The sequence below is a fragment of the Acidisoma sp. genome (genome assembly GCF_035492295.1).
Classification (GTDB): Bacteria; Pseudomonadota; Alphaproteobacteria; order Acetobacterales; family Acetobacteraceae; genus Acidisoma.
The window spans coordinates 1-24,272 of sequence record NZ_DATJJK010000022.1 but is presented as its reverse complement, the minus strand read 5'-3'; the positions used below and the strand labels follow the sequence as shown (position 1 = coordinate 24,272).

Sequence of the window (24,272 nt, the reverse complement as noted above, 5' to 3'; positions counted from 1 at the left end):
ATCATACTGCACTGCAACAAAAGTTTATAAAAATTACATCAATGATTTCAGATACTTCTGAAATCCGTTCCGCAGCTGCACACGAAATCGCGATTTAGGAATTGCCTCACGGCCACTCACGAAGGCAGAGGACGGATCTGAATAAGGCTAAATTGTGTTCGGACCCCCATGTTTTTGCCCCAATTGACACCCGCCCTCATCCGTCTCGCCGTCGCTCTCGGCCTGCTCGGTGCCAGCACGACGGTCGCGCTGGCACAAACCGCGCCGCAGCGACTCGTCTTGCATGCAACCAGGACCTACCAAGCACAGGGTGCCGCCAGTGCCGGGTCCGATGCCATGCTGGCGTCTCTCTCCGCCGAGGCTGGCGTTCCCTTCTTCACGGCTGCGGAGGCCGCCAAGCGTCGCGCGCCGATTGGCGACCAGACGCAGACACCGTTGGACCCGGCGCTTTGCCTGCGGGCCGGCGTCGGCATCAGCGCGGCGGTGATGACCGGCTCGCAGGTGAACGTTCAGCACGGCATCATCGGCTGTCATACCGAAACGGCGGGCCTGCCCATTTCCGTCAGCCCCGATCCGGCGCTGCAGCCGCCGCCCACGAGCCGCACCGGGGAATACACGGTCGATCTCTCGCTCCGCTACCGGCTGCTGCAGAGGAAACGCCTGCAGGTGGAAGCGAGCCTGACCGAGCAGGGCTTGGCCTACAGCATCGACAGCCCAATTTCCGGCAACAATCTGGTCGCCGCCATGTCGGTGCAGTTCTGAGGCGCGAATTTCCTTGCGAAGGCTACGGCGCGGATGTCAGTCTGCGTCCATCGTCAACAACTGAAAGGAGGTGATCCAGTGTCTCATTGTGTGATGCCGCGGGATGCCGCGACCTGGATGACCGCCGGTGGAATCCCCGCGCAGGTCTGAGAGTGGTCCGGCCCCAGCGGCCGTCAACAATGAAGAAGGTCCCGGTGGCAACGCCGGGACCTTCTTTTTTGTCTTCGCGGTAGTCCTGTCCATCCGCTGGCGCGCAAATCGCGTCATCGGCCCCCATCCAGCACCCATGTATTGCGGTGCTGCACGCAAATTCCTTTCAATGATGATCTGAAATGATGGATGAGACGTGACATTCGTTGAATATAATGGCTGCTGAAAATGCGGATCGTTCGCAGATCAATTCGCCACTTGGTTCGTAGAGTTATTGACCACAAAAGCATCGGTAGTTAGTATCAAGTTTCCGTCAACTTTCGCGAAGCATGGGCAAAGCGACGGAACAAGATCCTGTAATCCAGACTGAAGAATGGCTGCCCGAACGATGAACATAGGCGAAGCATCGACCGCGTCAGGCGTCTCGGCCAAGATGATCCGCTATTACGAGAGCGTTTCACTGATCAGACCCGCCAACCGCACTGCAGCCGGCTACCGGCGCTACGACGAGGCCGACGTGCAGACCCTCCGCTTCCTGCGGCGCGCCCGCAATCTCGGCTTTTCGGTCAATCAGATGCGCGATCTGCTCGCCCTGTGGCGGGATGAGGACCGCTCGAAGGCAGAAGTGCAGTCTCTCGCGCTGTCTCATGCTGCGGCATTGGAAGCCAAGGCGGTGGAGATCGCGGAAATGAGCTCGGCCCTGCGGCATCTCGCACGGCAATGCGAAACCAGCGACCGGCCTGGTTGCCCCATCATCGATGAGCTCGCCGATGCCCACGAGACGCGCCGGCTCCCCCAGGACTGCCACTAGGGTCTGATCGGGTCTGATCGACCCGCAGGAGCGGTTCATCCGAGCCGCGAACAGGATCCTTATCAATAGCTTAGAGCGTCACTCACGGGTCGCCTCACGCTCCCGCCGAGGCGTCGGGCCATGGCGCCGGGCGTGACGCCCAGGGCATGACATCTGGCGCCTGCACCACACCACCGGCTTTTCTCCACCTCAGTGTTGCCATGCAGCAAGGCGACCCTACCTGTGCTGAGCCAAGGAGGCGGCACGCTGCCTCCCGAAGACATGACTGCGAAAGGACGTCTCTTGCTGCGTCGGGATCTGCTTCACAGAGGCGCCGGGCTCTCCGGCCTCGCCTTGCTGTCAGCCATGGGCAGTCGTCTGGCCCATGCCGCCACTGCGCCGCATGCGAAGCCGGCACCCGGCCCCTTCGACGGCTCCACCGTCCGCAAGCTCGCGCAGAAAATGGCGACAGAGCCCTTCCAGGCCCCGGACACGAAGCTGCCGGGGGCGGTCGCCCATTTGAATTACGACGATTTCCGCGGCATCACCTACAAGCGCGACCAGGCCCTTTGGCATGATCAGAAGCTGCCCTTTCAGGTGCAGTTTTTTCCCCGCGGCTTTCTCTACGAAGCGCGGGTCGACATGTTCGAAGTGGCGGATGGCAAAGCCACACCTGTGCCCTACAGCCCGGACCTCTTCGATTACGCCAACCCCAAGCTCCGCGTGCCGGACAATCTGGGCTTCTCGGGGCTGCGTATTCTGAACCCGATCAATAAGCCTGATGTTTTCGACGAATTCTGCGTCTTCCTCGGCGCCAGCTATTTTCGCGCGGTCGCGAAGGGCCAGATCTATGGCCTCTCGGCCCGCGGGCTCGCCATCGGCACGGGCAATCCCAAGGGCGAGGAATTCGCCCGCTTCAGCGCCTTCTGGCTCGAACGGCCGCAGCCGGGCCAATCCTCCCTCGTCCTCTATGCTCTGCTCGACAGCCAGAGCGTGACCGGCGCCTTCAAGTTCACCATCACGCCAGGGCAGGAGACGGTCTTCGATGTCGAAAGCGCGTTCTTCCCGCGCGTCGACATCACCGAACCGGGCATCGCCACGCTCACCGGCATGTTTTATTTCGATGCGAACAATCGCAACAAAGTGAATGACTGGCGGCCGGCGGCCCATGATTCCGAGGGGCTGCAGATGTGGACCGGCACAGGCACGCAGATATGGCGGCCGCTCAACGATCCGGCCCAACTCCAACTGAGCGCCTTTGCGGATACCAATCCGCATGGCTTCGGCCTCATGCAACGCAAGCGCAGCTTCTTCGATTATCAGGACGTGGCGCTGCAATACGAGAAGCGGCCGAGCCTTTGGATCGAGCCCATTGGCGACTGGGGACAGGGCAATGTCGATCTCGTCGAGATTCCGTCGCCCAACGAGGTCAACGACAATATCGTGAGTTTCTGGCGGCCGAAGGACAAGCTCGCGGCCCACGGCGAATACAATTTCACCTATCGCATGCATTGGGGTTGGGATTGCCCCTGGCCCACCAAACTCGGCCGCATCGTCGATACCCGAATCGGCAATTCCGACGATCACCAGGGGCTCGAAGTCGTGCTCGACATCGTGGGTGAGGGCGTGAGAAACCTGCCCGCCGATGCCAGGATGCATGCGCAACTGCATGCGAGCGACGGCAAGATCATAGATGTGGTGGTGGAGCCGAACCCCGCGACGGGCGGCTGGCGCATCATGTTCACGCTGCAGACCGGCAACGCCAAGCTGATCGAACTCAGCGGCGTGCTGATGAACGACCAGACCCCGGTCTCCGAGACCTGGCTCTACCGATGGACGCCGTAAGCGCGGTCGACGGCCCGGCGCTGCCGCCGGAGGCGCCCCTTGCCATGCCGGTGCAGGCGTTGGAGCACGCCCCCGCGCGTGGTGCGCGGCCCGCGACCGCGCCGCGCTTTCTCGTCTTTCGCCGCCTCTTCGTCATCGGCGGGGCGGTGCTGCTCACGGCCCTTGGCGGCGAGCAGATGTATTTCGTCTTCAACGGCAACGGGCCGAGCGTTCTCGGCATTCTCGTGCTGCTGCTCTTCCTGCTGCTCTTCGCCTGGATCGCGCTTTCCTTCATGAGCGCGCTGGGCGGCGCCTTCGCGTCCCTGTCGGGCGGGGGCTTGGGCCTCGGCATCACGCGCGCGGGCCCTCTGCCTGCTCTGCGCAGCCGGACTGCCCTCCTTATGCCGACCTATAACGAGGAGCCGGAGCGGGTGATGGCGGGGCTCCGCGCCATGCACGCCTCTCTCGCCGCCACCGGTGAAGGTGCGCGGTTCGACATCTTCATTCTCAGCGATACGACGGATCCGGATGTCTGGATCGCGGAGGAGGCGGCCTTCCTAGCGCTTCGTGCCGAAGCGGGGACCGAGACCGGCGGCCTTTATTACCGGCGGCGCGCGAAGAACACCGAACGCAAGGCGGGCAATATTGCCGAATGGGTACGTCGTTTCGGTGCGGCCTACCCCCAGATGGTGACGCTCGACGCGGACAGCCTGATGGAAGGCGATACCCTGGTCCGCCTTGTGGCCGCGATGGAGCGGCATCCCGGTGTCGGCCTCATCCAGACGCTGCCGGTCATCGTCAATGGCAGTTCCCTCTTCGCGCGCATGCAGCAGTTCGCCGGCCGGGTTTACGGTCCGCTGATCGCGCAGGGCATCGCCTGGTGGCACGGCTCCGAAGGCAATTACTGGGGCCATAACGCCGTGATCCGCACGGCCGCCTTCGCCGAACAGGCCGGGCTGCCGCATTTGCACGGAAGAAAGCCTATCGGCGGCGCCATCCTCAGCCATGATTTTGTGGAAGCGGCGCTGATGCGCCGCGGCGGCTGGGCCATTCATATGGTCCCCGCCCTCGGCGGCAGTTTCGAGGAAAGCCCGCCCTCGCTCACCGATGTTGCCATCCGCGACCGGCGCTGGGCCCAGGGCAATCTGCAGCATGCCGGGGTGCTTCCCGCACGCGGCCTGCATTGGGTGAGCCGCCTGCATCTGCTGATGGGCATCGGCAGCTATATCACCGCCCCGCTCTGGCTGTGCTTCCTACTTGCCGGCGTGCTCATTGCCTTGCAGGCCCATTTCGTGCAGCCGCATTACTTCGGCAATACGAAGTCGCTCTTTCCGAACTGGCCGCAGGTCGATCCGATCCGCGCGAAATGGGTGTTTCTCGGCACCATGGCCGTGTTGCTGGCGCCGAAGCTCTTTGCCTATCTGCTGCTGCTGCTGAACCCGGGGTTGCGCCGGGGCTGCGGCGGCGCGCTGCGCGCCTTCTGCAGCATGATCCTCGAAACCCTGCTCGGCGGGCTCGTCGCCCCCGTCGCCATGCTCATCCAGACCGAGGGGGTGATGCAGATCCTCGCCGGCCGCGACTCCGGCTGGAACGCCCAGCGGCGCGATGGCGATGCCGTGCCGCTGCGTCTCGTCTGGCGGCAATATGGCCGCTTCACGGCCTTCGGCCTCCTGCTCGCCATCGCCGCCTATGCGGTCTCGCCCGCCCTCTTCCTCTGGATGACGCCGGTACTCCTGGGCCTCCTTCTCGCTGTGCCCCTCGTCGTGATGACGTCAAGCGCGCGGCTCGGTCTCGGACTGCAGCGGCTTGGCCTGCTACGCATCGTGGAGGAGACGAACCCAACCCCGGTCATGCACCGGGCGGCGCTTCTCCGGGCCGCGACCAACGGTGGCGCGCCCGAGGAGGCCGTGTCCCGTCTCGCCGGCAATCCGGCGCTGCTGGCTGCCCATCGTGCGATGCTGCCCGCACCCCGCCGCCCGGGACAAGATCCGATCGACGTGCCGCTCCTCATCGGCCTCACGAGGATCGCGGAGGCCGAGACCCTGCGCGCGGCCATCGACCAGCTCAGCCGCCAGGAAAAAGCCGCCGTCCTCGCCTCGGCAGAAGGCCTCGACCGCCTGATGGCGCTCGCCGCGAGCGATCAGGACTTGCGGCGCCAGACCACCATCGTGTCGTAGCGCCGCCACACGGTGTAACCAGCGGTCAAATCCGCCTGCATGCGGGCATAGACGTCGAGATTGCGCGTGGCCGCGTTGCCGTCGTCCGGATTGGTGCGGCGGATCACGAAAAGCGGCCGCTCGGCCATGATGCCATCCAGCACGGCCATCGGGTCGATCCCGATCATATGCGCGAGCAGGCGGGACTGCAGGAAGGAGGGGAAAACGTAGCGCGTCGGCAGCCGGGCATGGGTCAGGCTGTAGAGCACCGGCTCGCCGTCGAAGACATAGATCGTCTCTCCCGGTGCGGCGACGAGTTCGGGGCGGAGATCGGCCGCGACCCGCGCCGGCGTATCGCGCAGGAGGCCAAAACCCGGCACCGGCGGACGGCCGGCAACCGCGATCATACGGCCGAGATCGGGTCCGATCGCCTGCGCCAGCGGCCACAGGCTGAGCAGTGCCAGGACCAGCAGGCCCACGCGCGGCAGCGCCGGCCGCAGCGACACGGCGGCCGCCAGCAGCAGCCCCGCCGCCACGCAGAGCACGGGCAGGATCTGCAGAAAGTAGTGGCTGAAATAGAGGCCGCCGGAGGCGACACCCAGCGCGCTCGTCACCACCCAGAACAACATCAGCCGGCGGCAGGGTTTCCCCCGTATCCCCTCCACCACCAGCCAGACGAGCCCAGCATACAGCAGGGGAAAAAGGGCGATCTGGTGATCATAGGCACCGAGGACGCCTTCACCCGAGACCGGCACATCAACACGGCGGAGATTCGACAGCAGGCTCGCCCGGACAAAGACCGGAAAGGCGCCCGAGGCAGCGTAAAGTGCTGCTGCCGCGAGAAATGGGATGAGCGCGCCGAGGCTGAAGAGCAGACCCTGGCGGATCACCGCACCCAGTGCGGCGAGCCCGCGGCCGAGCCGCTCCGGCCGCAGCAGCATCACGGCGAAGACCGCGAACATATCGAAGACGGCGACGTATTTGATCATGAAGGCGAGGCCGAGGGCGAAGCCGATCCCGACCGCCCGCATCGCCCCGATCCGCCCCACGGGCGTCAACGCCCAGAGCAGGCCGAGGCAGGTGAACGCCTCCATGAAAATCTCGGTATTAGCGGCAATGCCGTCATCCGGAATGCTGGTCAGGATGAACAGCGCGCCGGCCGCGCCCGCACAAAGCTCGGCGAGCACCGGTGGCCGGTCCCTGAGCAGCTGCCGCGCAATCCGCCAGATCAATAGAGCGGTTCCCGCGACAGCCAGCAAAGCCGCGAGGCGCATCGAAAAGATGCGGTCCCCGAAGATCGATTGAAACGCCGCGAAGATCGTGTAGATGCCGATCGGCTTGTTGTCCCAGACGGCGGTATAGGGCAGATGCCCGGCCCGCCATTGCTCGGCCATGATGAAATAGAGGCTCTCGTCCCAATCGACGACGCTCATCGCGAAAGAGGGCGCGCGGCTGAAAACGGCGAGCAGGCAAAGGCCAGCCGCCACGATCCAGGGCAGGAGCGATCGGCCTTCCTGTCCCGACGCCGCCGCTGTTGCCGCACTCATGCCTTGGGCAAGGTCGCGGCGCGGGCGGTGACGACGCGGGAAGGCCGTGTCATCGCCTCGATGCGCAGAAGCTCGTCCAGCGTCTTTTCGTCCAGCAGCCCTTCCTCGAGCACAATCTCCCGCACGCCGCGCCCTTCCGCCAAGGCGCGCCTGGCAATGCGCGAAGTCGCCTCGTAGCCGAGGCTCGGGCCGAGCGCCGTGACAAGGCCGATGGAGTGATTGACGAGGGCGAGGCAGTGTTCGCGATTAGCGGTGATGCCGCGGATGCAGCGCAGCGTCAGGCTGTCGATCGCCGCCGTCAGCATGCGCAAGCTGGTCATGACGCAATAGGCGATGGTCGGCTCGAAGGCGTTGAGCTGCAGCTGGCCGCCCTCAGCGCACATGGTAATGGTGAGGTCGTGGCCGATGACGAGATAGGCCACCTGGCTCACCACTTCCGGAATCACCGGATTGACCTTGCCCGGCATGATGGAGGAGCCGGCCTGGCGGGCAGGCAGGTTGATCTCTCCAAACCCCGTGCGCGGGCCGCTGGAGAGCAGGCGCAGATCGTTGCAAATCTTGGAAAGCTTGACGGCTACCCGTTTGAGCACGCCGGAGAAGAGCACGAAGGCGCCCATGTCCGAGGTCGCCTCGATCAGATTGGGGGCAAGCGACAATGGGTGGCCGGTGATGGCGGCCAGTTCCTCCACCACCAGCGGTGCATAGCGCGGATCGGCATTGATGCCGGTGCCGATGGCGGTCGCTCCCAGATTGACCTCATGAAAGAGCGACGCGACCTCGGAAAGGCGCTGCACGTCCTCCTTCACCGTCGCATGGAAGCCGTCGAACTCCTGGCCCAGCGTCATGGGCACGGCGTCCTGCAGCTGCGTGCGGCCCATCTTCAGCACATCGGCGAATTCGGCGCCCTTCTCCTTCAGCGCCAGGGAGAGTTCGCGCAGCGCTCGCTGCAAAGGCTTGACGCCTTCGAGCACGGCGACGCGCAGCGCCGTGGGGTACGCGTCATTGGTGGACTGCGCCATGTTGACGTCGTCATTCGGGTGCAGCAGGTCGTAGCGGCCGCGCTCCTGCCCCGCGAGGACGAGGGCGAGATTGGCGATGACCTCGTTCGCATTCATGTTGGTGGAGGTGCCGGCCCCGCCCTGCACGGCATCGACCACGAACTGGCCGTGATAGGTGGTATCCGCGAGGAGCGCCTGGCAAGCAGCCTCGATCATGGCGGCTTTCTCGGCCGACAGCGCGCCCAGGATTCGGTTGGCGCGCGCCGCCGCCATCTTCACCATGGCGAGGGCGCGCACGAGATCGGGGAAATGGCCGATGGGCACGCCGGAAATCGGGAAGTTCTCGACGGCGCGCAGGGAATGAACGCCCCAATAGGCCGCGGCCGGAATGTCGACCTCTCCCAGAAGGTCGTGCTCCCGACGCATCTGCACGCCTTGGAGCGGCACACTCCGTGTCGTGGCGAGCTGCAGCGACTCCCTCTCCGGCTCCTGGCCAGCATCCATGGTCATGAATCTGTCGCCCGTTTCCTGCTCGTCGTTCCTGGACGAGGATAAAGGGCGATATCGCGGGCGCTGGCAATCTGTGCTGCTGCCCAGGCGCCGTCCGATGTCCCCCTCAGATGTGGGCAGTGCTCGGCAGGTGGAGGCCGGGCATGAGAACGTTCAGGATCATGAGCAGAAGCAGGATGGTGAGCAGGAAGCCGAAGACCCCGCCCAGAAGCCGGAGGGCGGCAACGATCACCAGGATCGCGGCGACGACGAGAATGGCGGATTGGAGCTCGCCATGCACACCCGCCTGCTCCAACAGCTGCCGCAGCCCGTGCTCCACAATGCCGATCACTGCCATGACGGCGCCGACCAGACGCAGAAGCAGCGTGACGATGAAATTGATTGCGGAATCCATGGCTCGGTCTCGCTCTCCAGAAAGCGGGGTCTTGGTACCCGGCCGACGATAGCTGGCCATTTCCCGGCTCTTGCCAAGAGAGGGGTTCTTTTTCGCACCCCTCTGTTGTTTTTAAATCGATTTACGTTCATGCTGCCCATCTGGAAAAGAACAGGCGCAAGGAAGCGCTGCAATGAACCGGCCGCCCGCAGCTCGGTTATCCTGATCATGCGACAGGATGATGAAAATCGATTTTTAGATCCGCAGAACCCGACCATGCGGGATGTGGCGGAGCGTGCGGGGGTCGCGACCGCCACCGTCTCCAATGTGCTCAGTGGGCGCCGGGCAGTAACGCCCGAACTTCGGGCGCGTGTCGCCGCCGCCATTGAAGCGACCGGCTACCGACCGAACCATCTTGCCGCCAGCCTGCGCCGCGCCCGATCCCAGACGGTGGGCGTCATGGTGCCGGATCTCACCAATCCCTTCTTCGCAGCCCTTGTCCACCGCCTCGAGGATCTGGCGGCCGAGGACGGTTACGACATCATTCTGGTCGGCTCGCATGAGGACGAGGCACGCGAAGGCGCGCGGCTGCAGACCCTGCTCTCCCGCCAGGTGGACGGGCTTATCATTGCGCCCGCGCGGGACGAGATTCCGGCGCTGCGGGAAAGTGGCAGCCGACTGCCGCCTACCGTGCTCATGGATCGTGGCGCGGACAATCCGCGTTTCGACGGTGTCACTGCCGACAATGCCGAAGCCGCCCGCCAGGGTTGCCGGCACCTCATCGCGCTCGGCCATCGCGACATCGCCCTCGTCGTGACCTCACCCACGCTCGCCAATATGCGAGAGCGGATCGCCGGTTACCAGGCGGGACTCGCCACCGTCGGGATGGAGGGTCGGGCGCGCATCATCGTCGGCGGCTTCGATGTAGAGACCTGCCGTGCCGCGATCGAGCAGGCCTTGTTGCGGGCCGATCGCCCCAGCGCCATCTTCGCCGCCAATTACGTGGGGACGCTCGGTGCCATGAAGGCCATCCGCGCCATGGATCTCGATTTCCCGGGCGATATTTCGCTCCTTGCCTTCGACGATTCCGACTGGATGACCGTGCTCCGTCCCTATCTCAGCGCCATCGCTCAGCCCGTCGCCGCCATGGCGGATGCCGCCTGGCGGCTGCTGCAGGCGCGCCTCGTCGCCCCCCTCGCGGCACCGCGCCACCTCTGCCTGCCCTGCACGCTCGCCGTGCGGGAATCGACCCAGCGGCCGCTCGTCGCCCTGCAAGAGGAACTCCGACCGGTCGCTGCCTCTTCATAACAATAAGAAACGGAGGAACGCCCACAATGAACAAGACGATCCTGATGACGGCCGCGGCGCTCGCGCTCGGCCTCGCCGCCCATCCCGCAGCCCAGGCGGCGGACAAGCCGGTCTACGGCGTGTTGCTGAAAACCCTGTCCAACCCCTTCTGGGGTGCGATGGCCAAAGGCGTGGCCGAAGGCGGGCGGCAATCCGACGTGACCATCTTCCAACAGGCCGCACAATCCGACCAGGATGCGGCAACCCAACTCAACCTGTGCACGACGATGCTGGAGCGCAAACCTGCAGCCCTGATCGCGGCGGCCATCAATTCCTCGAACCTCCTGCCCTGCATGAAGTCGGCGAACGATGCGAACATTCCGGTCGTCGATCTCGACGCCAATCTCGATCCGGCCATCACGGCCAAGGCCGGGGTCAAGGTCGCCTTCCGCATCGGCTCGGACAATATCCATGCCGGCATGCAGGCGGCGGACTTCATGGCACAGCAGCTGGGCCATGACGCGACTGGCCCGGTGCTGGTGATCGAGGGTCTTTCCGGGAATGTCACCGGCCAGATGCGCGCGAACGGCTTCCGGCAGGAACTGGCGAAAGCGGCACCTGGCCTCAAGGTCGTGGCCTCCCTCCCCGGTGACTGGGACGCCAACAAGGCGGCCAACATCACGAACGACATCCTGCAGCGCAATCCGAACCTGGTCGCGATCTTCGCCTGTAACGACACCATGGCGCTGGGCGCCGTCGAATCGGTCTTCGCGGCCGGCCGTGGCGGCAAGGTCACGGTCGTGGGTGTGGACGGCACGGTGGACGGGGTGAAGTCGATCAAGGCCGGGCGGCTCACCGCGACCGTCGCCCAGCTGCCCTATCTCGAAGGGATGGAGGCAGTCGCCAATGTGAAGAAGGTCCTGGCGGGCCAGAGCGTGCCTGATGTGATCCATGTGCCGACGTTGGTTCTGACCAAAGACGTTCTCGCGGCGGGCACGGATCCCGATCTGCAATACGTCAAATAGCACCGTCACCCAGGCCACGGGCGCGCGGACCCTGAAGGCCCGCGCGCCGTATTCTCCCCATGGAGACGGATATGGACACGACATTGACGGCACAACGACTTCCCTTCTCATTCCGCAGCCTCGGCGGCGCGATCCGGCTTGAAAGCCTGGCGGTGCTGCTGGTCCTGGTGGTCGGGCTCTCAATCGCCTCTCCCTATTTCCTCAGCCTGTCGAACGCCTTCAATATCCTGCTCGCGACCTCCGTCATCGGCATCCTCGGTTTCGGCTCAACCTTCGTGATCGCGGCGGCCGGGATCGACCTTTCGGTGGGCTCGATGCTCGGCTTCGCTGCCGTCGTCTCGGCGCTCTCCGTCAACGTGGTCGGTCTGCCCTGGCCCTTCGCCATCGTCTTCGCGCTCGCCGCCGGCGCCTTCTGTGGCGTCATCAACGGACTGCTCATTGCGCGGGCCCGCATCCCGGCCTTCATCGTGACGCTCGGCATGTTGGGCGTCGCGCGCGGCGCGGCGCTGGTGCTGACCAACGGCCAGCCGGTCTACGGACTGCCAGCCCCCATCGTCTGGCTCGGCCAGGGTCGGCCGCTCGGCGTGCCGGTGCCGGCGATCATTTTTCTTCTGCTCGCGGCCATCACACATTTCGTGCTGTCGCGCACGCGCTTCGGCAAATACGCCCTCGTCATCGGCGACAATGAAGCGGCGGCGCGCGCCACCGGCATTCGCGTCGAACGGCACCGCGTCGCCCTCTACACGCTATCCGGTCTGCTCGCGGGGCTCGCGGGTCTGCTCTTCGCCGCCCGCGTCAATTCCGGCGATCCCACTGCCGGCACAAGCTACGAACTGACCGCCATCACCGCCGCCATTCTCGGGGGCACCAATCTCTTCGGTGGGCGGGCGAGTGTCATCGGCACGCTGATCGGCGCGCTCATCATGGGCGTGCTGCAGAACGGGCTGAACCTGCTCGCCGTCTCCTCCTTCTACCAGCAGATGGCGATCGGCGGCGTGCTCGTCCTCGCCGTCTGGCTCGATCAGATCAACCGCGGCAGGGGGCGGTCATGAGCCTTCTCGAACTTGATGATGTGCGCAAAAGCTTCGGCGCCGTGGAAGCGCTGCGCGGCGTCACCTTCTCGGTCTCGCCCGGAGAGGCCGTTGCCCTGCTGGGGGATAACGGCGCCGGCAAATCGACGCTGATGAAGACCATCACCGGCATTCATCGCCCGACCGGCGGCGCCATCCGCTTTGCCGATCGCGATCTCGCCGGCCTCAGCCCGGGCGAAATCCGCGCCCTCGGCATCGAGATGATCTATCAGGACCTCGCCCTCGCCCGTCAGCAAGACGTCGCCTCCAACATCTTTCTTGGGCGGGAGCCGACGCGACGCTTCCTTGGTCTATCGGTCATCGACCGCGCCCGGATCGAGCGCGAGGCGGAAGCGATGATCCACCGCCTCGGAGCGCGACTACCCTCGGTCCGTTATCTGGTCGGCCATCTCTCGGGCGGCCAGCAGCAATCGGTCGCCATCGCCCGCGCCCTCACCTTCGCGCCCAAACTGGTCATCATGGACGAGCCGACGGCGGCGCTCGCGGTGCGGGAAGTGGAGCATGTGCTTGACCTTGTGCGCGAAATGAAGCGCCAGGGCATTGCCGTCATCCTCATCAGCCACCGGCTGACGGATGTCTTCGCGGTCTGTGACCGGATCGTCGCTTTGCGGCAGGGCCAGGTGGTGGCCGACGAGGCGATCGCCGAGACCAGCATGAACGCCGTCGTCGCCCATATCGTCGGCGCAGCTTGAAAGAAAGGAAACGCCCTATGAATAAACTCGGTGTGCATGCCTTCGTCTGGGAAAAGGGATGGAGCCATGATGAATGCTCCCGCGCCATCGCGCGCACGGCCGAGGTCGGCTTCGATCTGATCGAGCTCTCGGTGATGGATCCGAAGCAGGTCGATGTCGACTTCACGCGCAAGCAGCTTGAACAGCACAAGCTTGGCGCGACCATGTCCTTTGGTCTCGATGCCTCGACGGATATTTCGAGCAACGATCCCGAGAAGACCAAGCGCGGTCAGCAGAGGCTCGAGGAATATATCTATTTGTGCCGTGACTTCGGTGCCACGCATCTTTGCGGCATCCTGCATTCCGCCTTCCAGAAATATGCCGTGCCGACCACGGCCGACGGCGTCGCCCGCTCGGTCGAAGTGCTGCACCATGTGGGCGAAATCGCGGCCCGCAGCAACATCACCCTCGGCCTCGAAGTGGTGAACCGCTACGAATCCAACGTGCTCAACACGGCATCCCAGGCGGTCGAGATGTGCAAGCGCATCGGCCTTGCCAATGTCCGTGCGCATCTCGATGTCTATCACATGAATATCGAGGAATCGGATGTCTCCTCGGCGATCATAGAGACGGGGGAGTATATCGGCTATTTCCATACCGGTGATTCCCACCGCGGCTACATGGGATCGGGATCAATCAACCTGACCGCTGTCTTCCGGGCTCTGGTGAAAAGCGGCTACCAGGGACCGATCACCTTCGAATCCTTCTCCTCCCGCGTCGTCGGCCAACCGCTGGAAGGCATCCTCGGCATCTGGCGCAATCTCTGGGAGGACAGCGTCGATCTTGCAACCCATGCGCTGATGTATACGAAAGCCATGATCAAGGCGGCGGAGGAGGCCGAGCGTCAGGCCGCGCGCAGCCGCCTGCCGTAAGAAGAAGCGCGTTCTTTTTCTGGAAGAAAAAGAACCAAAAAGACCTTCTTCTCGTTACCGGGGCTGGGTGTATCGCGCCCAGCCCTCGGCGCGCAGTTCGCAGGCTGGGCAATGGCCGCAGCCATAGCCCCAGGAGTGCAGCGTCGTGCGATCACCCATGTAGCAGGTATGGGTCTCGTGGTTGATGAGGGAGACGAGCGGCGCGCCGCCCAGGCGCTCGGCCATCGCCCAGGTCTCGGCCTTGTCGATCCACATCAGCGGCGTATGCAGCACGAAACGCCGGTCCATCCCGAGATTGAGGGCCAGTTGTAGCGCCTTGATCGTATCGTCCCGGCAATCCGGGTAGCCGGAATAATCCGTCTCGCAGACACCCGTCACGATATGCTTGATCCCGCGCCGGTAGGCGACCGTCGCCGCCATGGTCAGGAACAGCAGGTTGCGGCCGGGTACGAAGGTATTGGGCAGCCCGTCCGCCTGCATGGCGATCTCGGTCTGCCGCGTCAGGGCCGTCTCGCTGAGTTTTCCCACGATCCCGGCATCGATCAGATGATCGTCGCCCAGCTTCGCGGCCCAGGCCGGGAACTGCGCGCACAGCTTTTCCAGCACGGTCGGGCGGACATCGAGTTCCACGCGGTGGCGCTGGCCATAATCGAAGCCGATCGTCTCCACATGGTCGAAACGCGCCAACGCCCAGGCCAGGCAGGTCGCTGAATCCTGGCCGCCGGAAAACAGAACCAGGGCCGAGCCGGTTGGGGACATCTCTTTCTCTCCGGGCACCATCCGCGCTCGCATAGCCCCATCCGGCCCAGGGGAACAGAGAGCACGGTAACAACTAATGTTAATCGCTATATGATTTGACTTTCTAGATATCCACGCACCATCATGCTGGAAATAACCACAGGAAATCGTGTGATGATCATCGCCAGACGCCATGTTCTCGGAACTGCCGCACTACTTCCTGCCCTCGGTGCCTTCCGTCCGGCTCGGGCGGAAGCACGCGTCTTTCGGGTCGGGTACCAGAAAGCTTCGGTGGCCCTTGCCCTCCTCAAGGCGCAGGGACTGTTGGAGCAGCGCCTGAAACCGCTCGGCTATGCCGTCTCCTGGGCCATTTTCACCTCCGGCCCGCCGATCCTCGAGGCTTTGAACGATGGTGCGGTGGATTTCGCCTTCACCGGCGAACCGCCGCCGATCTTCGCCCAGGCGGCCGGCGTGCCCGTCCTCTATGCGGCGGCAACCCAGCCCTCACCCCGCGCAGTCTCGATCCTCGTCGAGCCGAACAACGGCATCCAGACGGTCGCGGCGCTGAAGGGAAAGAAAGTCGCGGTCGCCCGCGGCTCCAGCGCCCATTATCTCCTCGTCGCCGCCCTGCGGGACGCGGGGCTGGCCTGGGGCGATATCACCCCGGCCTATCTGCAGCCCTCCGATGGCCGCATCGCGCTGCAATCCGGTTCCGTCGCAGCCTGGGCGGTCTGGGACCCCTTCGTGGCTGCGGCCGAGGTCCAGGGCGCCAAGATTCTGATAGACGGCACGGACCTGATGCCCAATCGCGCCTTCTATTTGACGAGCCGCGCGGTCGCGGCCGCCAAGCCTGAGGCAGTGAAGCAAGCCATCGCGGCGGTGCAGGACATCGAGGCCTGGGAGCCGTCCCACCTATCCGAGATCGCGACGGATCTCTCGAAAACCATCGGCATTTCGCCGGAAATCCTGAAAGTCTGGTTCACCCGCCAGAAATACGGCGTCGTTCCCATCTCGCCAGAGATCATCGCCGATCAGCAGAAGATCGCCGATGTCTTCGCGGGGCTGCGCCTCATTCCGCGCAAGATCGATGTTCAGGAGGCGGTGCTGAGCTAAGAGTGGCGCAAGCAGCATCGACATTTTTGCTCTTCAGAAGCAAAAGATATTCTATCAGTCGGATTAACCAAGTATTGGCGCCAAGCGGCGAAGCCTCGAAGTCCGCGCGTCATCCCTAATGTCTTCGTTTTGAAATTCGTGTGTCTTATCCTACATGTAATAATGAGCTTCTCCTGTTGGCGAGGGCATTTTTATGGCGAGTACAGTCGCTCCTGACACAAGCCCGATCATCATCACTGCACCAGGCCAGTCGATCGACCTCAGCGGCACGAACGATACGACCGTACTTGCGCTCGGCGCCTTGGAGCAAATCGACCTTGTCGGTGAGGAATACGAAGGTGGCGAAGGCTCGAACAACACCGTGGTCGTCACAGGTGCCGGGTCGAGTGTCATCATCGGTGCCAGCGAAGGCACCGGCAACAATGACATACAGTTGCTGGGGTATGGGGAGACCGTAACCGGCCAGGCTTTCCCAGGGAGCAATGACCGCATCGAGGTCGGCGGCAAGAATGACACTGTCGATATCGGTGGCTACAACAGCGTCGTTCTTACCGGTACCGACAATACGGTCATGATTGAGCCGACACTGGTCGCTGATAGCGAGGACCCGTTCGGACAGAACGACGTGACCGCGACGGGGATCGGAAAAGAAACCGTAATCGGCGGCGGCGCGGATTTCACCTTCAGCGGTGGCAATGGTCATTACGTCATCGAAGGCGGTGGTGCTGAACACGCGACGATATCGGGCGGAGCCGGCGGCGGGTTTTTTGAGGGCGGCTACTTCACGAACCCGAATTATGAAACGGGATATTATAACGGAAACAACACGATTACTGCGGGTTTGCAGGCCAGCACCCTGGTCGGCGGTCTGCATGGCAACTCGCTGCTCATTGCCGCGGGAAATGCGCGGGATGTGCTGATTGCAGGCGAATACGGCAGCGACACGCTGAGCGGCGGCTCATCGACGGGAAACAACATCTACGAAGGCTATTCCGGCCCTTTCATCACGACTGATGATCCTGCAATTCCAAGCCTGGTCATTATTGCAGGGAGCGGCAATGATACTTTGGTTGCAGGCGTTGCCGCCGAAACCTTGACGGGCGGCGCGGGACGCGACCAGTTCCGCTTTTTCAACCTATCGGGGGAGAATCTCCCATCGGGAGGAGGCCAGACGACCCTTACCGATTTCACGCCGGGACTCGACAAAATCGACTTGCGTGGATTCGGCATCATCTCCGACCAGGTCGTGGCCGATGACACGGTGACCGGCGGCTCAACCTATCTCGCATTGCCGGACGGCGAGCGGATAACACTCCTTCACATCACGGATCTGTCGCCCAAGGATTTTACGCAGTCCTGAGTTCAGCGCGCGCCGCTCACTACCGGGCCGCGATCCGCATCGCCCCGCCCAGGATGTCGAACAGGTCGAGCAGCCGGGCGACGTAATGGTCGTGCACCGCGAAGCCCTGCGCTTCGGGGTCGAGGAACTGCCGCTCCAAGGCATCCACCATCCGTTTCAGCCGCCGCTCGTGCAGTCCGGTCGCGCGCTGGATCGGGTCCGAGATCACCCCCGCAAAGGCCGCGAAGGCGGCGGAAGCGAGCATCACTCCGCCTGTCGTCGTCATCACGAAGCCCGCGCCGGGTGCGACGGGAAAAAGCGCGTACCAGGCACTACCGAGCCAGGAACCGAAGGGAAAGGCGCCGATTGCCGCCTTCTGGGAAAGGGCGGCGGCAAGCGCAGGGCCGAGGGACACAGCCCCTGGCGTCACCTTCTGCAGGGCAAGCGCACCGGCGCCGAGATTGATGAGGCCGGTGGTAATCTCGGCCGCCGCGTTGCGGGTGAGGCCGTATTCCAGCATTGCCCGGCGCAGCCGTTCCTGAAACGCCGGGTCGGCCCCATGGGCGCCGAGCGCGAGTAGCATCGCCTGCATCGCCCCCGCGACATGCGGACTTTCCAGAATCGCGCGGGACAGCCCGTCTCGCCAGCTTTCGCGCGCCTTCTGGCGAATGGGCAGTTCCAGGAGTTCGGTCGTGATCAGCCACTCGATCTCACGCGACAGCGCGGTTTCGATCAGGATCGATCGGTCGAGCAGTTTTTTCGTCCGTTTCGCGCCAAGCCGCCCGGCACCCTTGGCACCGAGCTGCATCGCTAGCTGCGGCAAAGCCAGCGTCAGGTTCGCAGGCGCCCGGAGAATGTCCCAGCCGACCGCCGCGCGATGCAGCGCCAGCGTGCCGGGAACCGAGAAATGCCGGTCGACGAAGGGGCGGATTCGCGTGCGGGTCTCAGCGAAGTAGCGCCGGGCGCCATCCTCGACCGCCGCTTCCGCGCTTGCCCGGTCCAGCGTGATGACGAGATCGCCGATGGCAGCCCCCAAACACGGAAAAGGGCGGATCCAGGTCTCCCCGGGGCCGCCCTTCCAACTTAGTCCATGCCCCGCGCGATACCGCGCAAAAGAAAGAGAGGCGGCCGATCAGCCTTTCTTGGTCGCCTCGAAGGCCTTGATGGCGGTGGTAATCGCCATCTCGGCGGCGGCGCGGTCGCCCCACCCCGTCACCTTCACCCACTTGCCGGGCTCGAGGTCCTTATAGCGGGTGAAGAAGTGCTCGATCACCTTGGTGGTGATATCGGGCAGGGTCGAAAGCTCTGTGTGGTCCTTGAACTGCGGATGCACCTTGTCATGGGGCACGCAGATGATCTTCTCGTCCTTGCCGGACTCGTCCTCCATGAAAAGCACGCCGATGGGCCGCGCGCGGATCACCGCGCCGGGCACCACCTGGGTCGGCACAAGGACGAGGGCATCCGCCGGATCGCCGTCTTCCGAAAGGGTGTTCGGAATGAAGCCATAGGCCGCCGGATAGGCCATGGGGGTAAAGATGAAGCGATCGACGAAGATCGCGCCGCTGTCCTTGTCGACCTCGTATTTGACGGCCGAACCCTGCGGGATCTCGATCACCACATTGACATCGCCCGGCGGGGCCTTGCCCGTGGGAATCTTGGTCACATCCATGACGGTCTCCGGAACTTCGTAGGAATTTGAACGGGCGCACCCTCCTTCATTCGCCCCCGCTTGCCAAGCCGAAACGCTTTAGCTCCTGGTCAAATCCCGCCCGCGCGTCTCCGCCATTGTGAGGATGGCGACGAAGCTGACCAGGCCGGCCACGGTGATGTAATGGCCGACCCAGGGCAGGCCGCCATAGGCCACCAGCCTCTGGGCGATATAGGGGGCGAGCGAGCCGCCGAGGATTCCGCCCAGCGCATAAGCCGCCGAAGCCCCCGAATAGCGCAGGTTGGTCGGGAAGAGTTCCGGCAGCAGCGCGCCCATGGGCGCGAAGGTGAAGCCCATGATCGCCAGTTCGAGGATGAGAAAGACCAGCACCACCCAGGGGTTGCCGCTGCCCAGCAGCGGCGCCACCAGGAAGCCCGAGAGCGCCGCCGCCGCCGAAGCCGCGAGCAGGACAGGCCGCCGGCCGAAACGGTCCGCGAGGGCCGCCGCAATGGGCGTCGCCACCGCCATGCCCAGAATGCCGATGCAGAGCAGGCCGAGGAAGGTGCTGCGCGGGATATGGCCGACGCGCGTGCCGTAGCCCAGCGCGAAGACGGTCGAGATGTAAAAAAGCGCGTAGCAGACGACCATGGCGAAGGCGCCGCGCAGCAGCCCCGGCCATTGCCGCACGATCACCGCGGTCAGCGGCAACCGCACCTGCTCATTCCGGGCAGCGGCGCGGGAGAAGGCCAGCGTTTCCGGCAGGCGGCCGCGGACATACAGGCCGATGCCGACCAGCACCGCGCTGCCCAGGAAGGGAATGCGCCAGCCCCAGGCGAGGAACTGTGCATTGCTCAGCACGGCGAAGAGAACGAGGAAGACGCCGTTGGAGATGAGAAAGCCGATGGAAGGGCCGAGCTGCGGAAACATGCCGAACCAGGCGCGGCGGCCTTCCGGCGCGCTTTCGGTGGCGAGCAGCGCCGCCCCGCCCCATTCGCCGCCAAGCCCGATGCCCTGCCCAAGGCGCATCAGGCACAGCAGGATCGGCGCCAGGATACCGGCCGTCGCATAGCTCGGCAGCAAGCCGATCAGCGTCGTCGAAATCCCCATGACGAGCATCGAGGCGACGAGGGTTGATTTGCGGCCGAAGCGGTCTCCGAAATGGCCGAACAGGAAGGCGCCCACGGGCCGGGCCAGGAAGGCGATGCCGAAAGTCAGGAAGGCGGCGAGCGTGCCGGCCCCCGGCATATGGGACGGAAAGAAGACCGGGCCCAGCACCAGAGCGGCGGCCGTGCCATAGATGTAGAAGTCATAAAATTCGACCGTGGTGCCGATCAGGCTCGCGATGACGATGCGGCCGGTGCTCGGCGCAGTCTGCCGCGTATCGGCCGCGCGCGTGGCGGTGAAAGACATGAAAAGGTTTCTCTCCCTGGATTGGCAGAAAGTTTCACCTAATCCCCGATTTCGCGAAAGGGGGGAGATTTGCATGGCGGCGCTTGCCAAGCAGCAGCCGTTCGGAGGATATCCGGTCTCCTGCGCCTGTAGCTCAACGGTTAGAGCGGGCCGCTCATAACGGCTTGGTTGCGGGTTCGATTCCTGCCAGGCGCAGTCAAGCCACCGCCCCTTGATGGTTGCCCCAGACCCCGACACCCCCTAGAGCACGGCAACCCCGCGCATACGGAGCTTCGCCATGGCCGCCTACCAGTATGTCTATGTGATGAAGGACGTGACCAAGGCCTTCCCAGGCGGTCGCGAGGTCTTCAAAGGCATCACCCTCTCCTTCCTGCCGGGGGTGAAGATCGGCGTGCTCGGCGTGAACGGCGCCGGTAAGTCGACGCTGCTCAAGATCATGGCCGGGGTGGATAAGGAATTCGGCGGCGAGGCCTGGGCCGCGGACGGCGTGCGCGTGGGCTATCTGGAGCAGGAACCCCATCTGGACCCGACCAAGACGGTGGGCGAGAACGTGGCCGAAGCCTTCGCCGAGGTGAAGGCGGCCCTCGCCCGCTTCAACGCGATTTCCGAGAAGTTCATGGAGCCGATGGAGGAGGAGGAGATGAACGATCTCCTCGCCGAACAGTCCGCGCTCCAGGAAAAGATCGACGCTGGCGACGGCTGGGAGATGGACCGCCGCATCGAGATCGCACTTGATGCCCTGCGTTGCCCGCCGGCCGATTCCGAGGTGACGAAACTGTCTGGCGGTGAGCGGCGGCGCGTGGCGCTCTGCCGCCTGCTCCTGGAAAAGCCCGACCTTCTGCTGCTCGATGAACCGACCAACCATCTCGACGCCGAAAGCGTCGCCTGGCTCGAACATACGCTGCGGGAATTCGCCGGCACGGTGATGATCATCACCCATGACCGTTACTTCCTCGACAACGTCACCAATTGGATTCTCGAAATCGAGCGCGGCCGGGGCTATCCCTTCGAGGGCAACTACTCCTCCTGGCTGGACCAGAAGAGGAAGCGCCTGGCGCAGGAAGAGAAGGAAGAGAGCTCACGCCAGCGGGCGTTGGCCGCCGAAGCCGAGTGGATTTCTTCCTCGCCGCGCGCCCGCCAGGCCAAAAGCCAGGCGCGAATCAAGCGCTATGAGGAGATGCAGCAGGCGAGCCAGGAGCGCGCCGGCGGCGTCGCGGAAATCGTCATCCCGCCCGGGCCGCGGCTTGGCGGCACGGTCATCGAGGCGACCGACCTCAAGAAGGGTTTCGGCGACCGGCTGCTCATCGATGGGCTGAATTTCAAGCTGCCGCCGGGCGGCATCGTCGGCGTGATCGGGCCGAACGGCGCCGGCAAGTCCACCCTCTTCCGCATGATCATGGGCGTGGAAACGCCGGACGAGGGCAGCCTCAGGATCGGCGAGACGGTCAAGCTCGGTTATGTCGACCAGTCGCGCGACAGCCTGGATTCGAACAAGAACGTCTGGGAGGAAATCTCCGGCGGCACCGATGTCATCCATCTCGGCAAGCGCACCATCGCATCCCGCGCCTATGTCGGGGCCTTCAACTTCAAGGGCTCGGACCAGCAGAAGAAGGTCGGCATCCTGTCGGGCGGCGAGCGTAACCGCGTCCACCTCGCCAAGATGCTGCAGACCGAAGCCAACGTCATCCTGCTCGACGAACCGACCAACGATCTCGACGTCGACACGCTGCGGGCCCTGGAAGAAGCGCTCGTCGAATATCCCGGCTGCGCCGTGATCATCTCCCATGACCGCTGGTTCCTGGACCGGCTCGCGACCCATATCCTCGCCTTTGAGGGGGACAGTCACGTCGAGTGGTTCGAGGGCAATTTCCAGGACTATGAAGAGGACAAGCGGCGTCGTCTCGGTGCTCAGGCGACCGAACCGCATCGCATCAAGTATCGTCCTCTGGCGCGTTAGCCCGCCGGGCGGGGCTCTGCCCCGCCATCTCCGGCCGGAAGGCAGTTCCTCGTGAGCGAAGATAGGCTTCAGTGCGGGCGGGACCCGGCCCTGTGCAACCCGGCCTGGGTGTTGCGCACGGGCCGGCTTCTCATGCGGCCGGTCGCCGCCCGGGACGAGGCGGAGATCGCGGCGCTCAAGGCCGATCCCAGGGCATTCGCCATGATGCTGGGCGGCGTGCGGACGCCGCAACAGGCAAGGGAGGAGCTGGCCGCGGATATTCGCGCCTGGGGCGCCCATGGCATCGGCCTGTGGTCGGCCCGCGACATCGAGACGGAGGCTTTCTACGGCATCGCCGGCATTCTTGCCCGGACGGACGGGCGCGGCATGGCTTTGCGCTTCGCCTTCTGGCCGGAGGCGCGCGGCCAGGGCCTGGCGCGGGAGGCGGCGATGGCCGCCCTTCGCTTCGCCCATGACCAGCGGGGTCTGCCACGCATCGTCGCCGTCGCGCGGGAGAGCAATCCCGCCTCCCGCGCGCTCCTCACCGGCATCGGCATGCAGGAGGAGCCTGAGCGCGCCTTTACGCGGGATGGTTTCCGCATGCTCCTCTATGTCAGCGAGCCCCGCGCGGGGAGCCTCGCGCGGTGGCATGCCCCCGCTCGCGGCTAACGCCTGCGCTCAGGCTCCCCTGCCCCACAATCATAACAGGTTTTCGCGACTTGACCGGCGAAGGGGGGGGCGTCCATATCGGCTTTGATCCGGACATGAACCGCTTACCTCACATCCGCTCACGCGGGTGATCCTAGGTGTTTCGACAATGACCCTTCCTTTGATGCCCAAAGCCACAGCCGTCTGGCTGATCGACAAGACGGCCCTGACCTTCGACCAGATCGCCGATTTCTGCGGCATGCATCCGCTGGAAGTCCAGGCCATTGCCGATGGCGAGGTGGCGCAAGGAATCATGGGCTACGATCCCGTCGCCAACAACCAGCTCTCGGCCGAGGATATCGTCCGTTGCGAAACGGACTCGAGCGCCCGGCTCCGCATCTTGGCCTCGGCGGTGCCGACCTCGAAAAAGACCAAGGGCGGCCGCTATACGCCGGTTGCGAAGCGGAATGACCGGCCCGATGCCATCGCCTTCCTGCTGCGCAACTTCCCGCAGCTGTCCGAGTTGCAGCTTGCGAAACTGCTCGGCACCACGAAGGAGACGATCCAGAAGGTGCGGGAGCGCAGCCACTGGAACAGCGCCAACATTAAGCCACGCGATCCGGTGATCCTCGGTCTCTGCAAGCAGAGCGACCTGAACGATGCGGTGAACCAGGCAAATGAGCGGCTGATCCGCGAGGGCCGCCAGGTGCCGCCGCCGCCGCCGCCTCTCGCGGAAAGCGACGCCGCCTGAACAGCTAGCCGTAACTCACAAAAAAGGGGCAGGCCGCCGCGACCTGCCCCTTTTCCTGGGGGGGATTTTGGGCGCCGCTAGTGGGCGCTGCCCGAGAGCCGGGCCATTTCTTCCTTTAGTCGAAGTTTCTCGCGCTTGAGAGTGGTTAGCGTTTCGCTATCCGGGGCGGGCCGACGGTCTTCCGAGGCGAGACGTGCCTCCAGGTTAGCGTGGCGGTCCTTCAGTGTGTCCAGTCGAGCCTGTAGATTCATGGGAATCTCCCTTCTCACAAGCATTTTCAATGTGGCACCGCGCGTCCTGATGACACCCGTGTGACAGGGGAAAGGCTACTGCCGCTTGCCCCGCGCTTCCACTAACAATCACGCACATGATCGCGATTGCATGGGTGCAGCGCACAAGGGTATGACCACGAACCCGCCCATGATAAGCACGCCCCATGCTCTCTGACCGTGACACGCTGCTGCGCCGCATCCACGAGTTGCGAAGCGAACACCGGGATCTCGATACGGTGATCATCCGGATGAGCGATCTCGGGGCGCACGACCTGCTGAACATACAGCGCCTTAAGAAGCG

23 protein-coding genes and 1 tRNA gene are annotated in these 24,272 nt (G+C 64.3%); 16 read left to right on the top strand and 8 right to left on the bottom strand.

The genetic code is table 11. The features are described 5' to 3' along the window. Positions 1 to 168 precede the first annotated feature (168 nt). From VL752_RS01875 to mdoH, 4 genes are all read left to right on the top strand, one after another. The gene (locus VL752_RS01875; RefSeq protein WP_325352031.1) at positions 169 to 762 is read left to right on the top strand and encodes a hypothetical protein; all 594 of its coding nucleotides are present in this window, start codon (positions 169 to 171) and stop codon (positions 760 to 762) included. Positions 763 to 1,300: 538 nt separating this feature from the next. Continuing rightward, entirely contained in the window at positions 1,301 to 1,723 is a 423-nt protein-coding gene (locus tag VL752_RS01870; protein WP_325352030.1) for a MerR family transcriptional regulator, read from the top strand. 261 nt (positions 1,724 to 1,984) lie between these two features. Then, entirely contained in the window at positions 1,985 to 3,547 is a 1,563-nt protein-coding gene (locus VL752_RS01865) for a glucan biosynthesis protein (protein ID WP_325352042.1), read from the top strand. Next, a complete protein-coding gene (mdoH, locus tag VL752_RS01860) occupies positions 3,535 to 5,703 on the top strand; it encodes a glucans biosynthesis glucosyltransferase MdoH (RefSeq protein WP_325352029.1) in 2,169 nt (722 codons plus the stop codon). The genes VL752_RS01865 and mdoH overlap by 13 nt, the downstream gene beginning before the upstream one ends. Here the strand turns inward: mdoH and VL752_RS01855 are convergent. The 3 genes from VL752_RS01855 to VL752_RS01845 form a co-directional block, all read right to left on the bottom strand. Further along, a complete protein-coding gene (locus VL752_RS01855) occupies positions 5,667 to 7,229 on the bottom strand; it encodes an ArnT family glycosyltransferase (protein WP_325352028.1) in 1,563 nt (520 codons plus the stop codon). The two genes, mdoH and VL752_RS01855, sit on opposite strands and share 37 nt — an antisense overlap. Then, positions 7,226 to 8,653 (bottom strand): aspartate ammonia-lyase, encoded by a 1,428-nt coding sequence (locus VL752_RS01850; RefSeq protein ID WP_325352041.1) that lies wholly within the window; start codon positions 8,651 to 8,653, stop codon positions 7,226 to 7,228. The genes VL752_RS01855 and VL752_RS01850 overlap by 4 nt, the downstream gene beginning before the upstream one ends. 190 nt (positions 8,654 to 8,843) lie before the next feature. Then, complete coding sequence (locus tag VL752_RS01845; RefSeq protein ID WP_325352027.1) at positions 8,844 to 9,131, bottom strand: hypothetical protein; 288 nt, start codon at positions 9,129 to 9,131, stop codon at positions 8,844 to 8,846. Positions 9,132 to 9,338: 207 nt separating this feature from the next. On the opposite strand from VL752_RS01845, the gene VL752_RS01840 reads away from it, so the two are divergent. The 5 genes from VL752_RS01840 (at position 9,339) to VL752_RS01820 (ending at position 14,116) form a co-directional block, all read left to right on the top strand. Next, positions 9,339 to 10,418 carry a LacI family DNA-binding transcriptional regulator gene (locus tag VL752_RS01840; RefSeq protein ID WP_325352026.1) on the top strand — a complete coding sequence of 360 codons (1,080 nt, stop codon included), beginning with the start codon at positions 9,339 to 9,341 and terminating at the stop codon, positions 10,416 to 10,418. A gap of 26 nt (positions 10,419 to 10,444) precedes the next feature. Further along, positions 10,445 to 11,422 (top strand): substrate-binding domain-containing protein, encoded by a 978-nt coding sequence (locus VL752_RS01835; protein WP_325352025.1) that lies wholly within the window; start codon positions 10,445 to 10,447, stop codon positions 11,420 to 11,422. Between the two features lie 71 nt (positions 11,423 to 11,493). Then, entirely contained in the window at positions 11,494 to 12,474 is a 981-nt protein-coding gene (locus VL752_RS01830; protein ID WP_325352024.1) for an ABC transporter permease, read from the top strand. Then, a complete protein-coding gene (locus VL752_RS01825) occupies positions 12,471 to 13,205 on the top strand; it encodes an ATP-binding cassette domain-containing protein (protein WP_325352023.1) in 735 nt (244 codons plus the stop codon). The genes VL752_RS01830 and VL752_RS01825 overlap by 4 nt, the downstream gene beginning before the upstream one ends. A 17-nt stretch (positions 13,206 to 13,222) precedes the next feature. Further along, complete coding sequence (locus VL752_RS01820) at positions 13,223 to 14,116, top strand: sugar phosphate isomerase/epimerase family protein (RefSeq protein WP_325352022.1); 894 nt, start codon at positions 13,223 to 13,225, stop codon at positions 14,114 to 14,116. 54 nt (positions 14,117 to 14,170) lie between these two features. On the opposite strand, the gene queC is transcribed toward VL752_RS01820, so the two are convergent. Next, a complete protein-coding gene (gene queC / locus VL752_RS01815; protein ID WP_325352021.1) occupies positions 14,171 to 14,875 on the bottom strand; it encodes a 7-cyano-7-deazaguanine synthase QueC in 705 nt (234 codons plus the stop codon). Between the two features lie 153 nt (positions 14,876 to 15,028). Here queC and VL752_RS01810 point away from each other — a divergent pair, with 153 nt between their 5' ends. Together VL752_RS01810 and VL752_RS01805 are read left to right on the top strand one after the other, a co-directional pair. Beyond that, a complete protein-coding gene (locus VL752_RS01810) occupies positions 15,029 to 15,967 on the top strand; it encodes an aliphatic sulfonate ABC transporter substrate-binding protein (protein WP_325352020.1) in 939 nt (312 codons plus the stop codon). A 193-nt stretch (positions 15,968 to 16,160) separates the two neighbouring features. Next, entirely contained in the window at positions 16,161 to 17,327 is a 1,167-nt protein-coding gene (locus VL752_RS01805; RefSeq protein ID WP_325352019.1) for a M10 family metallopeptidase C-terminal domain-containing protein, read from the top strand. A gap of 19 nt (positions 17,328 to 17,346) precedes the next feature. Here the strand turns inward: VL752_RS01805 and VL752_RS01800 are convergent, their stop codons facing one another. From VL752_RS01800 to VL752_RS01790, 3 genes are all read right to left on the bottom strand, one after another. Then, positions 17,347 to 18,342 (bottom strand): DUF6635 family protein, encoded by a 996-nt coding sequence (locus VL752_RS01800; protein WP_325352018.1) that lies wholly within the window; start codon positions 18,340 to 18,342, stop codon positions 17,347 to 17,349. A gap of 96 nt (positions 18,343 to 18,438) precedes the next feature. Then, complete coding sequence (ppa, locus tag VL752_RS01795) at positions 18,439 to 18,975, bottom strand: inorganic diphosphatase (RefSeq protein WP_325352017.1); 537 nt, start codon at positions 18,973 to 18,975, stop codon at positions 18,439 to 18,441. 78 nt (positions 18,976 to 19,053) lie between these two features. Beyond that, positions 19,054 to 20,364: an MFS transporter gene (locus VL752_RS01790; protein ID WP_325352016.1), complete on the bottom strand. Its 1,311-nt coding sequence runs from the start codon at positions 20,362 to 20,364 to the stop codon at positions 19,054 to 19,056. A gap of 122 nt (positions 20,365 to 20,486) precedes the next feature. Here VL752_RS01790 and VL752_RS01785 point away from each other — a divergent pair. The 4 genes from VL752_RS01785 to VL752_RS01770 all read left to right on the top strand — a co-directional run bounded on the left by VL752_RS01785 (position 20,487) and on the right by VL752_RS01770 (position 23,699). After that, positions 20,487 to 20,559, top strand: a tRNA-Ile gene (locus tag VL752_RS01785). Positions 20,560 to 20,641: 82 nt separating this feature from the next. After that, positions 20,642 to 22,321, top strand: a complete 1,680-nt coding sequence (gene ettA, locus VL752_RS01780; protein WP_325352015.1) for an energy-dependent translational throttle protein EttA — start codon at positions 20,642 to 20,644, stop codon at positions 22,319 to 22,321. 132 nt (positions 22,322 to 22,453) lie between these two features. Beyond that, complete coding sequence (locus VL752_RS01775; protein WP_325352040.1) at positions 22,454 to 22,969, top strand: GNAT family N-acetyltransferase; 516 nt, start codon at positions 22,454 to 22,456, stop codon at positions 22,967 to 22,969. Positions 22,970 to 23,117: 148 nt separating this feature from the next. Next, on the top strand, positions 23,118 to 23,699 hold the full coding sequence (locus tag VL752_RS01770; RefSeq protein ID WP_325352014.1) for a DUF1013 domain-containing protein: 582 nt from the start codon (positions 23,118 to 23,120) through the stop codon (positions 23,697 to 23,699). A 77-nt stretch (positions 23,700 to 23,776) separates the two neighbouring features. Here the strand turns inward: VL752_RS01770 and VL752_RS01765 are convergent, their stop codons facing one another. After that, positions 23,777 to 23,950: a YdcH family protein gene (locus VL752_RS01765; RefSeq protein ID WP_325352013.1), complete on the bottom strand. Its 174-nt coding sequence runs from the start codon at positions 23,948 to 23,950 to the stop codon at positions 23,777 to 23,779. A 185-nt stretch (positions 23,951 to 24,135) separates the two neighbouring features. Here VL752_RS01765 and VL752_RS01760 point away from each other — a divergent pair. Continuing rightward, on the top strand, positions 24,136 to 24,272 hold a 137-nt coding region (locus VL752_RS01760), incomplete at its 3' end, for a YdcH family protein (protein ID WP_325352039.1).

Excerpts from the sequence above, each read along its gene's own strand:
- VL752_RS01840 (WP_325352026.1), top strand. The coding sequence starts at position 9,339 with ATGCGACAGGATGATGAAAATCGATTTTTAGATCCGCAGAACCCGACC.
- ppa (WP_325352017.1), bottom strand. The coding sequence starts at position 18,975 with ATGGATGTGACCAAGATTCCCACGGGCAAGGCCCCGCCGGGCGATGTC.
- VL752_RS01770 (WP_325352014.1), top strand. The coding sequence starts at position 23,118 with ATGACCCTTCCTTTGATGCCCAAAGCCACAGCCGTCTGGCTGATCGAC.
- queC (WP_325352021.1), bottom strand. The coding sequence starts at position 14,875 with ATGTCCCCAACCGGCTCGGCCCTGGTTCTGTTTTCCGGCGGCCAGGAT.
- VL752_RS01870 (WP_325352030.1), top strand. The coding sequence starts at position 1,301 with ATGAACATAGGCGAAGCATCGACCGCGTCAGGCGTCTCGGCCAAGATG.
- VL752_RS01830 (WP_325352024.1), top strand. The coding sequence starts at position 11,494 with ATGGACACGACATTGACGGCACAACGACTTCCCTTCTCATTCCGCAGC.
- VL752_RS01855 (WP_325352028.1), bottom strand. The coding sequence starts at position 7,229 with ATGAGTGCGGCAACAGCGGCGGCGTCGGGACAGGAAGGCCGATCGCTC.
- VL752_RS01865 (WP_325352042.1), top strand. The coding sequence starts at position 1,985 with ATGACTGCGAAAGGACGTCTCTTGCTGCGTCGGGATCTGCTTCACAGA.
- VL752_RS01835 (WP_325352025.1), top strand. The coding sequence starts at position 10,445 with ATGAACAAGACGATCCTGATGACGGCCGCGGCGCTCGCGCTCGGCCTC.
- VL752_RS01810 (WP_325352020.1), top strand. The coding sequence starts at position 15,029 with ATGATCATCGCCAGACGCCATGTTCTCGGAACTGCCGCACTACTTCCT.
- VL752_RS01790 (WP_325352016.1), bottom strand. The coding sequence starts at position 20,364 with ATGTCTTTCACCGCCACGCGCGCGGCCGATACGCGGCAGACTGCGCCG.
- VL752_RS01775 (WP_325352040.1), top strand. The coding sequence starts at position 22,454 with ATGCGGCCGGTCGCCGCCCGGGACGAGGCGGAGATCGCGGCGCTCAAG.
- VL752_RS01805 (WP_325352019.1), top strand. The coding sequence starts at position 16,161 with ATGGCGAGTACAGTCGCTCCTGACACAAGCCCGATCATCATCACTGCA.
- VL752_RS01845 (WP_325352027.1), bottom strand. The coding sequence starts at position 9,131 with ATGGATTCCGCAATCAATTTCATCGTCACGCTGCTTCTGCGTCTGGTC.
- ettA (WP_325352015.1), top strand. The coding sequence starts at position 20,642 with ATGGCCGCCTACCAGTATGTCTATGTGATGAAGGACGTGACCAAGGCC.
- VL752_RS01820 (WP_325352022.1), top strand. The coding sequence starts at position 13,223 with ATGAATAAACTCGGTGTGCATGCCTTCGTCTGGGAAAAGGGATGGAGC.
- VL752_RS01875 (WP_325352031.1), top strand. The coding sequence starts at position 169 with ATGTTTTTGCCCCAATTGACACCCGCCCTCATCCGTCTCGCCGTCGCT.
- mdoH (WP_325352029.1), top strand. The coding sequence starts at position 3,535 with ATGGACGCCGTAAGCGCGGTCGACGGCCCGGCGCTGCCGCCGGAGGCG.
- VL752_RS01825 (WP_325352023.1), top strand. The coding sequence starts at position 12,471 with ATGAGCCTTCTCGAACTTGATGATGTGCGCAAAAGCTTCGGCGCCGTG.
- VL752_RS01765 (WP_325352013.1), bottom strand. The coding sequence starts at position 23,950 with ATGAATCTACAGGCTCGACTGGACACACTGAAGGACCGCCACGCTAAC.
- VL752_RS01850 (WP_325352041.1), bottom strand. The coding sequence starts at position 8,653 with ATGCGTCGGGAGCACGACCTTCTGGGAGAGGTCGACATTCCGGCCGCG.